Genomic DNA, 12,433 nt, shown 5'->3' with positions numbered 1-12,433 from the left:
GCGCGGACTCCGGGCAGGGCGCAACAGCTCGAGTGATGACCGAACTTCCTACCCAGAATGACCTGGGCGAGGTTCAGAGGGTCTGCGGGCCTGGGTGCCGCACTCTCAGCGCTGTGGCGCTCCCCTGTCGGAATATGAAGATGTGTACGGTCCTCAGACTACCGCTCGGTGGCCGCGAGCTGACCGCACGCTCCGTCGATCTCCTGACCACGGGTGTCGCGGACGGTCACCGGCACCCCGTGCGCGGCGATCGCCTCGACGAAGGCCTTCTCGTCCTCCGGCCGGGAGGCCGTCCACTTCGAGCCCGGCGTCGGGTTCAGCGGGATGAGGTTGACGTGCACGGGCTTGCCGCGCAGCAGCCGGCCCAGCCGGTCACCACGCCAGGCCTGGTCGTTGATGTCCCGGATCAGCGCGTACTCGATGGACAGCCGGCGGCCCGACCGCTCGGTGTACTCGAACCCGGCGTCCAGCACCTCGCGCACCTTCCACCGCGTGTTCACGGGGACGAGGGTGTCGCGCAGCTCGTCGTCCGGGGCGTGCAGGGAGATCGCCAGCCGGCACTTGAAGCCCTCTTCGGAGAACCGGTGGATGGCGGGCACCAGCCCGACCGTCGACACGGTGATCCCGCGCTGCGACAGTCCGAGCCCGTCCGGGGCCGGGTCGGTCAGCGCGCGGACGGCGCCGACGACCCGCTTGTAGTTGGCGAGCGGCTCGCCCATCCCCATGAAGACGATGTTGGAGAGCCTGGCGGGCCCGCCGGGCACCTCCCCGTCGCGCAGCGCACGCATCCCGTCGACGATCTGGTGCACGATCTCGGCGGTGGACAGGTTCCGGTCGAGCCCCGCCTGCCCGGTGGCGCAGAACGGGCAGTTCATCCCGCACCCCGCCTGCGAGCTGATGCACATGGTCACCCGGTCGGGGTACCGCATCAGCACCGACTCCACGAGCGTGCCGTCGAACAGCCGCCACAGCGTCTTGCGGGTGGTCCCCTGGTCCGTCGACAGATGCCGGACGACCGACATCAGGTCCGGCAGCAGCGCCTCACGCAGCTTCTCGCGGGAGCCGGCGGGGATGTCGGTCCACTCCACCGGGTCGTGCGCGTACCGGGCGAAGTAGTGCTGCGAGAGCTGCTTGGCACGAAACGGCTTCTCCCCGATCTCCGCCACGACCTCCTTCCGCTCGGCGGGCGAGAGGTCGGCGAGATGCCGCGGCGGCTTCTTGGCTCCGCGGGGGGCGACGAAAGTGAGTTCTCCGGGCTTCGGCATAACTCATCCAGTGTCGCAGATCGTCCGTGCTGCCCCGCCGGGGAGCCGGGACGGGGGATCGCCGCCGGGCGTCCGCGGGCGCCGCCCGGGTGTTCTTCCGGCGCACCCGGGCGGGTCGCCCTCGGGCGGCTATGCCGGCCGGTGCTCCAAGCGGTCCTTCAGCAGGCGCTCGTTCACCGGGAACTCCTTGCGGGCCTGACGCCGGACGACGAGGGGCACGAGGAGCTTGCCCATGCCCTTGCCCTCGAAGTCGAGGTCCATGATCACGCGGGAGCGGCGGCCCTCGTCGATCGGGAGGATCTCGCCGCGGAAGTGGCCGCGCACGGGGCCGTCGACACCCTGAAGCGCCCAGGCGTGCGGCGGGTCGTACTCGGTGTACTCCATGGTCATCGGCATTTCCCGGCTGCCGACGTGCCGGGTGACCCGCACCCGGGAGCCGACACCGGCCGGCCCGGGGTCGAGCTGCTCCGCCGAGACCGCGCTCGCCTGCCATTCGGGCAGGTGGGAGGGGTCGATGACATAGGCCCATACGTCGTCTGCCGGGGCGTCGACGTCGATCGATTCATGGAAGTCGGACATACAGCCCGCCCCCTTTCAGGGCGATCCCCCCTGTGCGGCCTTCACCAGAATCGTCCCACCCGCGCGGCCTCGCGACCACGGCAGCGGGCCCCCGTCCCGAGCGATCAGGACGAGGGCCCGCGGGAGCCGGTGTGCGCGGGTCAGCCGGAGCCCACGAACAGCACGAGCAGCAGCCAGACGACCGGAGCCGTCGGCAGCAGCGAGTCCAGCCGGTCCATGATGCCGCCGTGCCCCGGAAGCAGCGTTCCCATGTCCTTGATGCCCAGGTCCCGCTTGATCATGGACTCGCCGAGGTCGCCCAGCGTGGCGCTGGCCGCGACGGCGAAACCGAGCACCAGTCCCTGCCACCAGGCGCCGCCGTCGATGAGGAACTGCATGCACAGCGCACCGACGACCATCGCGAACGACACCGCGCCGAGCAGCCCCTCGCGGGTCTTTCCCGGGCTGATGCGCGGGGCGAGCTTGGTCCTGCCGAAGCGCCAGCCGACGGCGTACGCGCCCGTGTCGCTGACGACCGTCAGGACCAGGAAGGTCATGACACGGAACGCTCCGTCGTCGGCGGTGAGCATCAGGGCGACGAACGTGGCCAGGAACGGGACGTAGAAGGCCGCGAAGACGCCGGCCGTGACGTCCTTGAGGTAGCCCTCGGGCGGCTCGGTCATCCGCCAGACCAGCACCGCGAGCGCGGTGAGGGCCATGGCGACCCAGGCGCCCTCGGGGCCCCGGACGTAACCGGCGACCACCATGGCGGCGCCGCCGACCGCGAGCGGCACGAGCGGCGCCCTGATGCCCTTGCGCTCCTGCAGCCTGCTGGTCAGCTCCCACAGGCCGACGACGACGGCGACCGCTATCACGCCGACGAACACGGCCTTGACGACGAACAGCGACGCGACGATGACCGCACCGAGTCCGACCCCGACCCCTATGGCCGCGCCCAGGTCTCGGCCCGCGCTCTTCTTCTGCGGCGCGGGCGCCGGGTGAGGGGCGTCGGGCATGGGCTCCGGATTCTGCGGCGCCGCCGCAGGGGGCCGTGCCGTCGGGGTGTCGTCGCCGTGGGCGGCGAGGCGGTGGGGCTCGCCGCCGTAGGGCGCGTTGCCGTAGTTCTCGTCGTGGAACAAGGGGCCGCCCAGCCGAGCGGCCCCCCGGTCGTCATCCTGGTTTCCGCCGAGTGCGGGCACGTCGGGGACGATGGGCATGGGGCGAGTCTGCTGCGCCTCAGGCGCATCGTACGCGGGACCCGCCGGGGCGGCCCCCTGGACCGGCCCCTGGTCGGCGGGCCCCCAGTACCCGGCCCGCGACCCGGCGTGTGGCGGTGAGCCCCAGGAAGAGTCGTTCATCAGACCTCGAGCAGCTCCGCTTCCTTGTGCTTCAGGAGCTCGTCCACCTGAGCGACGTACTTCGCGGTGGTGTCGTCGAGCTCCTTCTCGGCACGGCGGCCCTCGTCCTCGCCGACCTCGCCGTCCTTGATCAGCTTGTCGATCGCGTCCTTGGCCTTGCGGCGGACCGCGCGGATGGACACCTTGGCGTCCTCGGCCTTGCCCTTGGCGACCTTGATGTAGTCGCGGCGGCGCTCCTCGGTCAGCTCGGGGAACACCACTCGGATGATGTTGCCGTCGTTGCTCGGGTTGACGCCCAGGTCGGAGTCGCGGATCGCCTGCTCGATGTTGCGCAGGGCGGTCTTGTCGAACGGGGTCACGACGGCCATGCGCGGCTCCGGCACGGAGAACGAAGCCAGCTGGTTGATCGGCGTCGGCGCACCGTAGTAGTCGGCAACGATCTTGTTGAACATCGCCGGGTGCGCACGGCCGGTGCGGATCGCGGCGAAGTCCTCCTTGGCGACCACGACGGCCTTCTCCATCTTCTCCTCGGCCTCGAGGAGGGTCTCTTCGATCACCACTTGCTCCTGCGTGTCTTGAGTAGGCCCGGCTGCGGATCCTTGCGAGGGCGGCGGCCGGCTGCGTCGCGTCTTCTTCCTGCACGGTTCCCGACCGGCAGGACATTGTCCATCCTGCGACCGGGGTCCGTCCCCCGGTCAGACGTTGTCGTGGAAAACCGGGATGGCGCCGGTCAGGACCGGCTGCCTTGCTCACCCACGAGCGTGCCGATCTTCTCACCCTTGACCGCGCGGGCGATATTGCCCTCGGCGAGAAGCTCGAAGACGAGGATCGGCAGCTTGTTGTCGCGGCACAGCGTGATCGCGGTCATGTCGGCGACCTTCAGGTCGCGGGTGATGACCTCGCCGTACCCGAGGGCGTCGAACTTGACGGCCGCGGGGTTGGTCTTCGGGTCGGAGTCGTAGACGCCGTCCACGCCGTTCTTGCCCATGAGCAGCGCCTCGGCGTCGATCTCCAGGGCGCGCTGGGCGGCGGTGGTGTCGGTGGAGAAGTACGGCATGCCCATGCCGGCGCCGAAGATGACCACGCGGCCCTTCTCCAGGTGCCGCACGGCCCGCAGCGGGATGTACGGCTCGGCGACCTGGCCCATCGTGATGGCGGTCTGCACGCGGCTGTCGATGCCCTCCTTCTCCAGGAAGTCCTGGAGGGCGAGGCAGTTCATCACCGTGCCGAGCATGCCCATGTAGTCCGAGCGGGCCCGGTCCATGCCGCGCACCTGGAGTTCGGCGCCGCGGAAGAAGTTGCCGCCGCCGATGACGACCGCGATCTCGGCGCCGTCGCGGACGACGGCCGCGATCTCCCGAGCGATCTTGTGCACCACGTCGGGGTCCACGCCCAGGCCTCCGCCGCCGGAGAATGCCTCACCGGACAGCTTCAGCAGAAACCGGCCGTGTACCTTGCCGTCGTCACTCTTCTGGGCCTTGGTGGTCATGGGAGATCCCGCCTCTTTCACGTGGTGCACATACGAAGAAGGCCACTGCCGGTGGGGTGTCGTGGGCAACCCGTGCGCGGCAATGGCCTCCTCGTCAGATCTGCTGTCGTCCGCCACGCGTGCGCGTGACGGCGTACCGGACGACTGCACCCGACCCTATCGGGCCGACGCGTCGATCGCGGTACGGACTCAGATGCCGACCTTGATGCGCGTGAAGCGCTTCAGGGTGACACCGGCCTCGTCCAGGACCTTCTGGACGGACTTCTTGTTGTCCAGCGCGTACGGCTGACCGAGCAGCGTGGCGTCCTTGAAGAAGCCGTTGAGGCGACCCTCGACGATCTTCGGCAGGGCGGCCTCGGGCTTGCCCTCGGCGCGGGTGGTCTCCTCGGCGACGCGGCGCTCGGACTCGACGACCTCGGCCGGCACGTCCTCCTTGGAGAGGTACTTCGGCGCGAAGGCGGCGATGTGCTGGGCGACGCCCTTGGCGATCGCGGCGGCCTCGTCGGTCTGCTTGTCCAGCTCGACGAGGACACCGATCTGCGGGGGCAGGTCGGGCATCGTGCGGTGCATGTAGGCAGTGACGTAGCCGTCGGTGAACTGCGCGAAGCGGTCCAGCACGATCTTCTCGCCGAGGTTGGCGTTGGCCTCGTCCACGAACGCCTGGACGGTCTTGCCGGCCTCGATCTCGGACGCGAGCAGCGCCTCGAGGTCGGCCGGGGAGGTCTTGGTGACGTGCTCGGCGATCGCGGTGGCGACGGCCTGGAACTTGTCGCCCTTGGCGACGAAGTCCGTCTCGCACTTCAGCTCGACGAGGACGCCGGAGGAGTTGTCGTCGGCGATGATCGAGACCACGGCGCCGTTCTCGGCGGAGCGGCCCTCGCGCTTGGCGACGCCCTTCTGGCCCTTGATGCGGAGCGCCTCGACGGCCTTGTCGACGTGGCCCTCGGCCTCGTCCAGCGCCTTCTTGCAGTCCATCATGCCGGCGCCGGTGAGCTCACGGAGCTTCTTGACGTCAGCGGCGGTGTAGTTCGCCATGATCTGTGAATCTCTCTCGGAGTTCGAAGTCTCGAAGATCTACGAAGATCTGGGGGCTGTGGGTGAACGGCGGGCGGCGCACTCGGCGCCTCCCGCCGTCACTTCATCCCTGGGGCCGTGCGAACGCGACGACGGCCGCACGGCTCACGGCCTGAGTCAGGCCTGCTCGCCCTCGGCGGCCGGAGCGGCCTCGGCGGCGGGCGCCTCGGCGGCCGGAGCCTCGGCCTCAGCCTCAGCGGCCGGAGCCTCGGCGGCGGGGGCCTCGGCGTCGGCCTCGGCGGGCTTCTCGGCGGCGTCCGTGGTCTCGGAGTCGGCCTTCTTCTCGCCCTCGAGCAGGTCGCGCTCCCACTCGGCCAGCGGCTCGCTCGCGGCCTTCTCGCCCTTGTCGCCGGTGGCGACACCGGAACGGGAGATGAGGCCCTCGGCGACGGCGTCGGCGATCACGCGGGTGAGCAGGGTGACGGAGCGGATCGCGTCGTCGTTGCCCGGGATCTTGTAGTCGACCTCGTCGGGGTCGCAGTTGGTGTCGAGGATGGCGACGACCGGGATGTTGAGCTTCCGGGCCTCGCCGACCGCGATGTGCTCCTTCTTGGTGTCCACGATCCAGACGGCGCTGGGCACCTTGGACATCTCGCGGATACCACCGAGGGTCTTCTCGAGCTTGGCCTTCTCACGCGAGAGGACCAGGAGCTCCTTCTTCGTCAGACCCGAGGCGGCGACGTCCTCGAAGTCGATGAGCTCGAGCTCCTTGAGGCGCTGGAGGCGCTTGTAGACGGTCGAGAAGTTGGTGAGCATGCCGCCCAGCCAGCGCTGGTTGACGTAGGGCATGCCGACGCGGGTGGCCTGCTCGGCGATGGCCTCCTGCGCCTGCTTCTTCGTGCCGACGAACATGACCGTGCCGCCGTGGGCGACGGTCTCCTTGACGAACTCGTAGGCGCGGTCGATGTACGACAGCGACTGGAGCAGGTCGATGATGTAGATGCCGTTGCGCTCGGTGAAGATGAAGCGCTTCATCTTCGGGTTCCAGCGACGGGTCTGGTGACCGAAGTGGACGCCGCTTTCCAGCAGCTCCCGCATCGTGACGACGGCCATGGCCGTTCTCCTCGTTTTTCTCGGTTGTGCCGCGGGGGCCGGACGGCTCCCGCGCCTGACGCCCGCGATGCGCCGAGCCACTGAGGACCGAGGGGCGCGAATACCGGAGAACCGACCGGAGCCGGTCCCCGTTACCGGGGCGTGCGAAGTCGACCCGGTGACCCGGATCGCCAGAAGAAGTGTACGGGACCCGGGGGGCGCCGGGTGACGCCGCTGTCCACAACCGCCGGGCCGTCCACAGGTCCGGGCCGTGTGCGGCGGAATGCGGAACGGTTCTCGCATGCACGCGAAACGACTTCTCGGCGGCCTGGCGCCGCTGCTGACGATCATGATGCTGGCGTCCACGGGCTGGGCGAACCCACTGCCCCCGCCCCGAACCCCCACGCCCCCGCCCGGCCCGCCCACATCGTCGGCCTCCGCCGCCCCGGCGGCCCCGGCCGTCCCAGCGGGCACTGCCGTCCCAGCGGGCCCGGCCGTCCGAGCAGTACCGGCCGCCCCGCCTGCCCCTGCCGCCCCGGCGGACCCGACGGACCCGGCCGTCCCGGCGGTGGCCCGGGTCTGGCCGGTGGGCTCGCGCCCGCCGGTGGTCCGTGGCTGGGAGCCGCCGGCGACGCCGTACGCCCGCGGCCACCGCGGGGTCGACCTGGCGACGGCGCCGGGCGCCCCGGTGCGGGCGGTGGCCGCCGGGCGGGTGTCCTTCGCGGGACGGGTGGCGGGCAGAGGGGTCGTCGCGGTGGAACTCGCGGTCACCGGCGAGCCGCCCCTGCGGACGACGTACGAACCGGTACGGGCGTCGGTGCGCGCGGGCGACCGGGTGGTCGCGGGCCAGGTCGTCGGCGCGGTCGAGCCGGCGGACTCGCACTGCACCGGCGGCTGCCTGCACTGGGGGCTGCTCAGAGGCGAGACCTACCTGGACCCGCTGTCCCTGCTGCCGCCATGGCTGAGGCGCAGCCTCCCGGCCCGGCTCCTCCCGGTCCTCGGCGTCCCCCTTCCGTGAGCCCGGCCCTGCCGCTTCCGGCCCGTGGGCTCCTGCCGTGAGCGCAACGCCGGCCCCTCCCGGCCGGTCCCTCAGCCGCGGACCCCGCGCAGGGCCATCGCCACCGCCGCCTCCGTGATCGCCGCGGGCTCCTCGGCGGCCCCGAGTTCGATGCGCCGCACGGCCGCGTCGACGACGCCCTGCAGGAGCATGGCCGCCAGCCGGGGCTCCGTGTGCCCCAGGCCCGCCAGCGCCTCCCCGATCATCGTCACGAGGGCGCCGTGCGCCGCGCGGATCTTCTCCCGGGCGCCCGCGTCCAGCTCGCTCGCCGAGATCGCCACGACGGCCCGGTGCCGCCGGTCCCCGACCAGCGCGAGCTGCCGGCGCACATACGCCTCGACCTTGGCCTCCGCCCCGTCGGCCGCGGCCATCGCCGCCTCGACCTCCGCCGTCCACACGGGGAAGTCCACCGCGCACAGTTCCTCGACCACGGCGGCCCGCGACCGGAAGTACTCGTACACGGACGAACGCGCGAGGCCCGTCCGCTCGGCGAGGGCCGGGAAGGTCAGCGCGTCCGTTCCGCCCTCGGACAGCAGGGTGCGCGCCGCGTCCAGGAGGGCGGCACGCTGCATCGACCGGTGCTCGGCCACGGAGGCCGCTCGAATCCTTGGCACGCCGCCCACTTTACGGACGCGCCGCCCCAGACGGGAGTGACGCCGACCGCGTTCCTGTCGTCCGTCCAGGTCAGCGGCCGAAGCTCGCCAGTTTCGCGCGCAGCTGGAGCACGGACTTGGTGTGGATCTGGCTCACCCTGCTCTCGGTCACGCCCAGCACGTTGCCGATCTCCGCGAGCGTCAGCCCCTCGTAGTAGTACAGCGTGACGACCGTCTTCTCACGGTCGGGCAGCGTGTTGATCGCTCGGGCCAGGAACCGCCGCAGCTCCCGGTCCTCGGCCACCTCCACCGGGTTGTCGGCGGCGGTGTCCTCCAGCGTGTCCATGAAGCTGAGGCCGTCGCCGTCCTCGCCCCCGACGTGCAGCAGCTCCTCCAGCGCCACCACGTTGGCCAGCGACAACTGGCTGAACACGGCGTGCAGTTCTTCGACGGCGATGCCCAGCTCGGCGGCCACCTCGCACTCCGTGGGCGTCCGCCGCAGCCGCGCCTCCAGCGTCGCGTAGGCCCGCTCCACGTTGCGCGCCTTCTGCCGCACCGACCTCGGGATCCAGTCCAGCGCCCGCAGCTCGTCGATCATCGCGCCCCGGATCCGGGTGATCGCGTACGTCTCGAACTTGATCTCCCGGTCGACGTCGAACTTCTCGATCGCGTCGATCAGCCCGAAGACCCCCGAGGAGACGAAGTCGGCCTGCTCCACGTTGGGCGGCAGACCGACGCTCACCCGCCCCGCCACGTACTTCACCAGCGGCGAGTAGTGCAGGATCAGCTGCTCGCGCAGGCGCTCGTCCCCTGTCGCCTTGTACGACCGCCACAGCTCGTCGAGCGTCGAGGGAGCGGGCGGCCGCACGCTGCCACCGTCACGGGCGGCTGGGGGGATCGCCGCCCGGTCGGACCCGGAGGTGTGCTGGGGCATTCGTCGCCTTGTGCCGTTCTGCCGTGAAGTGCGTGAGGTCGGTACCGCGTGGTGCAGTGGTCCGGTCTGTGCCGGAATCCACGTGAGCGTAGCGTGACTGGAGTGTCGCGGTGAGCGAAGGACGTGCCCGAACCGGTACGCAGATACGTTCCGCTGAGCGCTCTCCGGAGTCACGGCGGTCGCTGCGGGTGACGATCGAGCGGGTCAACTGCCGGAATTCCCAAGGCTTTCGGCGTTCCCCCGGACGGCCGAACCCCCCGCGTCAACATCGGGGCCGGCCCCCTCGAACGGAGACCATCGCCTGGCGTGTCAACTTCCAGCCGTCGCCGTGTCGTTCGACGTAGCCGAGCGCTCTGAGTTCGTACAGCCGGGCGATCGCGTCGTCCGGTGTGGTGCCGGCTTCGCGGGCGATCTCCTCCGGCGCGGCGGGCCGCCGGGAGGGGAGGGCGGCCAGCACCCGCCGGGCGCCCGGCTCCAGCAGATCGCGCGGCAGCTGCGGCCCCCGCCGGTCCGGGGCCAGCTCCCCCATGTCCCCGACCAGTTCGACGACCTCGGCGGCGTCGGTGACCAGCACCGCCTCGCCCCGCAGCAGTTCGTGGACCCCGGCGGACAGTCCGCTGGTGGCCGGGCCGGGGACGCCCATGGTGTGCCGGCCCAGCCGTTGCGCCGCCCTCGCGGTGACCAGCGAGCCGCTGCGGTGGGCCGCCTCGACGACGACCGTGCCCCGGGTGAGCGCGGCGATCACCCGGTTGCGCAGGATGAACCTGCTCGGCGTGGGATGGTCGCCGGGCGGCAACTCCCCGATCACCAGCCCCTGTTCCGCGATCCGGCCGATCAGCTCCGTGTGGCCGCTCGGGTAGGGCCGGTCGACCCCGCAGGCGAGGACGGCGACGGTGGCGCCGCCCGCGCCGAGTGCGCCCCGGTGGGCGGCTCCGTCGACTCCGTAGGCCCCGCCGGACACGACCACCCACCCTCGTTCGGCGAGGCCGCAGGCCAGGGTGGCGGCCATGTGGGCGCCGTACTCGGTGCAGGCACGGGCCCCGACCACGGCGACCGAGCGCAACGCCCACATGCGCAGACTGGGCCGCCCTCGCACCCACAGCCCCAGCGGTCTCGCGTCCCCGAGCTCGTCCAGCGGGCCCGGCCACTCGGCGTCGCCGGGGCAGACGTAGCGGACCCCGGCCTCCCGCGCGACGGCGAGATCGCGTTCCGGGTCGGCCTGCGCGGCCCGGGCCAGCAGCCCGGCCCACCGCCGGGCGGTCACCCCGGGCAGCGGCTCCCCGTCGCCGCGCAGCCGGCGTACCACCTCCGGCACGCCCCGCTCCCGCACCCACTGGCCGCTCACCTCGTCCCCGGGCTCGACGACCCGCCCGAGGAAGATCCGGGCGAGCCGGTCGTCGGCCAGGGCGCCGTCGGCGTTCACGTCAGCGCCCCGAGGGCCATGGGGACTCCGCGCGGCACCCCTGTGCGCAACTGCAGGGCCAGGGCCACGTCCATCGCGTCCGGCCGGTCGTGGCCGACGAGGTCGGCGACGGTCCAGGCGACGCGCAGCACACGGTCGAGCCCCCGCGCGGTCAGCACCCCGCGTTCCAGGTTGCGCTCGGCCTCGTCCATGGCTCCGGCAGCGGCGTGCCAGCGGTTGCGCAGCTCACGGCCCGGCACTTCGCTGTTGGTCCGCCAGGGAGTTCCCGCCAGCCGGGCGGTGGCACGTTCGCGGGCGGTCAGGACCCGGTCGGCGACGGTCCGGGTGGACTCGCCGCCGGGTCCGCGGTGGGCGAGCTCGGCCCGGCTGACCGGGTCGACCTCGACGCGCAGGTCGACCCGGTCGAGCAGCGGGCCGGACAGCCGTGCCTGGTAGCGGCGGATCGCGGAGGGCGGGCACTCGCACAGGGAGTCGCGCTGCGAGAAGCGGCCGCACGGGCATGGGTTGGCCGCGAGCACCATGAGGAACCGCGCCGGGAACCTCACCACGCCCGCGCTGCGCGCGATCACCACATGGCCCGCCTCCAGCGGCTGCCGCAGGGCGTCCAGGGCGTGGCTGCCGAACTCCGGGGTCTCGTCGAGGAAGAGCACCCCGCGGTGGGCCAGCGAGACGGCGCCGGGGCGGGCGACCCCGGGGCCGCCTCCGACCAGCGACTGCATCGTGGCCGAGTGGTGCGGCGCGCAGTACGGGGGCACGTCGATGAGCGGCTTGCCCGGTGGCAGCAGCCCGGCCACCGAGTGCACCGCGGTGACCTCCAGCGAATCCTGCCTGGTCAGCCGGGGCAGCACCGCCGGCAGCCGCTCCGCGAGCATGGTCTTGCCCGCTCCGGGCGGACCTTCCAGGAAGAGGTGGTGGCCGCCGGCCGCGGCCACCTCCACGGCGGTGCGCGCCGAACGCTGTCCGACCACGTCCGCCAGGTCGTGCCCCTGGTCCTGCTGGGCGGCGCCCATGCTGTGCATGCCGGTGGCGGCGCCCATGCTGTGCATGCCGGTGGCGGCGCCGGTGCCGGGCATGCGCAGGCCGGCCAGGAGCGGATCCGGGCGGCCCGCCTCGTCCGGCTCCTCCTCGGGTACGGGCTCGTCCGCGAGGACGGCGATCAGCTGGCGCAGGCTGCGCACGCCGAGCACGGAGACGCCCGGCACCAGCGACGCCTCGGCGGCGGCGCACTCGGGCACGACGACCTGTTCGTACCCGGCGTCGGCCGCGGCGAGCACCGCGGGGAGGATGCCCCGTACCGGGCGCACCCGTCCGTCCAGGCCCAGTTCCCCGATCATCACGATGTCGGCGAGCACCCTGGGATCGATGCGTTCGGCCGCGCCGAGGACCGCGCAAGCGACAGCGAGGTCGAAGCCCGATCCGCCTTTGGGCACGGAGGCCGGGCTGAGGCCCACCGTGAGCTTCTTCTGCGGCCACTCGGCGCCGGAGTTCACCACCGCCGCCCGCACCCGGTCACGGCTCTCGCTCAGGCTCTTGTCCGGCAGCCCCACCAGGGTGAACGCCGCCACTCCGGGTTCCAGGTCGGCCTGGACCTCGACGACGACCCCTTCGACGCCGACCAGCGCCACCGAGCACGTACGCGCGAACCCCATC

The 12,433-nt window shown here is 72.0% G+C and carries 12 protein-coding genes; 1 reads left to right on the top strand and 11 read right to left on the bottom strand.

Annotated features, from left to right (window positions below; all coding sequences use genetic code 11):
* Positions 1 to 158: 158 nt before the first annotated feature.
* From rlmN to rpsB, 7 genes are all read right to left on the bottom strand, one after another.
* A complete protein-coding gene (rlmN, locus tag Sri02f_RS17160) occupies positions 159 to 1,265 on the bottom strand; it encodes a dual-specificity RNA methyltransferase RlmN (protein ID WP_109002171.1) in 1,107 nt (368 codons plus the stop codon).
* 129 nt (positions 1,266 to 1,394) lie between these two features.
* A complete protein-coding gene (locus Sri02f_RS17155; RefSeq protein ID WP_109002170.1) occupies positions 1,395 to 1,844 on the bottom strand; it encodes an SRPBCC family protein in 450 nt (149 codons plus the stop codon).
* A gap of 140 nt (positions 1,845 to 1,984) precedes the next feature.
* On the bottom strand, positions 1,985 to 3,181 hold the full coding sequence (locus Sri02f_RS17150; RefSeq protein ID WP_109002169.1) for a phosphatidate cytidylyltransferase: 1,197 nt from the start codon (positions 3,179 to 3,181) through the stop codon (positions 1,985 to 1,987).
* Positions 3,181 to 3,738 carry a ribosome recycling factor gene (gene frr / locus Sri02f_RS17145; protein ID WP_069773301.1) on the bottom strand — a complete coding sequence of 186 codons (558 nt, stop codon included), beginning with the start codon at positions 3,736 to 3,738 and terminating at the stop codon, positions 3,181 to 3,183. Before frr ends, Sri02f_RS17150 begins: the two co-directional genes overlap by 1 nt.
* 173 nt (positions 3,739 to 3,911) lie before the next feature.
* Positions 3,912 to 4,670, bottom strand: a complete 759-nt coding sequence (gene pyrH, locus Sri02f_RS17140; RefSeq protein WP_109002168.1) for a UMP kinase — start codon at positions 4,668 to 4,670, stop codon at positions 3,912 to 3,914.
* 189 nt (positions 4,671 to 4,859) lie between these two features.
* A complete protein-coding gene (gene tsf / locus Sri02f_RS17135) occupies positions 4,860 to 5,705 on the bottom strand; it encodes a translation elongation factor Ts (RefSeq protein WP_109002167.1) in 846 nt (281 codons plus the stop codon).
* Between the two features lie 156 nt (positions 5,706 to 5,861).
* On the bottom strand, positions 5,862 to 6,797 hold the full coding sequence (rpsB, locus tag Sri02f_RS17130) for a 30S ribosomal protein S2 (protein ID WP_109002166.1): 936 nt from the start codon (positions 6,795 to 6,797) through the stop codon (positions 5,862 to 5,864).
* A 280-nt stretch (positions 6,798 to 7,077) separates the two neighbouring features.
* Between rpsB and Sri02f_RS17125 the strand changes: the two genes are divergently transcribed.
* Positions 7,078 to 7,794: a M23 family metallopeptidase gene (locus tag Sri02f_RS17125; protein ID WP_245970650.1), complete on the top strand. Its 717-nt coding sequence runs from the start codon at positions 7,078 to 7,080 to the stop codon at positions 7,792 to 7,794.
* 71 nt (positions 7,795 to 7,865) lie between these two features.
* Here the strand turns inward: Sri02f_RS17125 and Sri02f_RS17120 are convergent, their stop codons facing one another.
* The 4 genes from Sri02f_RS17120 to Sri02f_RS17105 form a co-directional block, all read right to left on the bottom strand.
* Positions 7,866 to 8,423: a TetR/AcrR family transcriptional regulator gene (locus tag Sri02f_RS17120; protein ID WP_109002165.1), complete on the bottom strand. Its 558-nt coding sequence runs from the start codon at positions 8,421 to 8,423 to the stop codon at positions 7,866 to 7,868.
* Positions 8,424 to 8,517: 94 nt separating this feature from the next.
* Entirely contained in the window at positions 8,518 to 9,360 is an 843-nt protein-coding gene (whiG, locus tag Sri02f_RS17115) for an RNA polymerase sigma factor WhiG (protein WP_109002164.1), read from the bottom strand.
* Between the two features lie 262 nt (positions 9,361 to 9,622).
* Positions 9,623 to 10,783 (bottom strand): DNA-processing protein DprA, encoded by a 1,161-nt coding sequence (dprA, locus tag Sri02f_RS17110; protein WP_109002163.1) that lies wholly within the window; start codon positions 10,781 to 10,783, stop codon positions 9,623 to 9,625.
* Positions 10,780 to 12,432 (bottom strand): YifB family Mg chelatase-like AAA ATPase, encoded by a 1,653-nt coding sequence (locus Sri02f_RS17105; protein ID WP_109002162.1) that lies wholly within the window; start codon positions 12,430 to 12,432, stop codon positions 10,780 to 10,782. Before Sri02f_RS17105 ends, dprA begins: the two co-directional genes overlap by 4 nt.
* Between the last annotated feature and the right edge of the window lies 1 nt (position 12,433).

The organism is Streptomyces rishiriensis, from assembly GCF_003112535.1.
Lineage (GTDB): Bacteria > Actinomycetota > Actinomycetes > Streptomycetales > Streptomycetaceae > Streptomyces > Streptomyces rishiriensis.
This window is presented reverse-complemented; position numbering and strand designations above follow the sequence as displayed.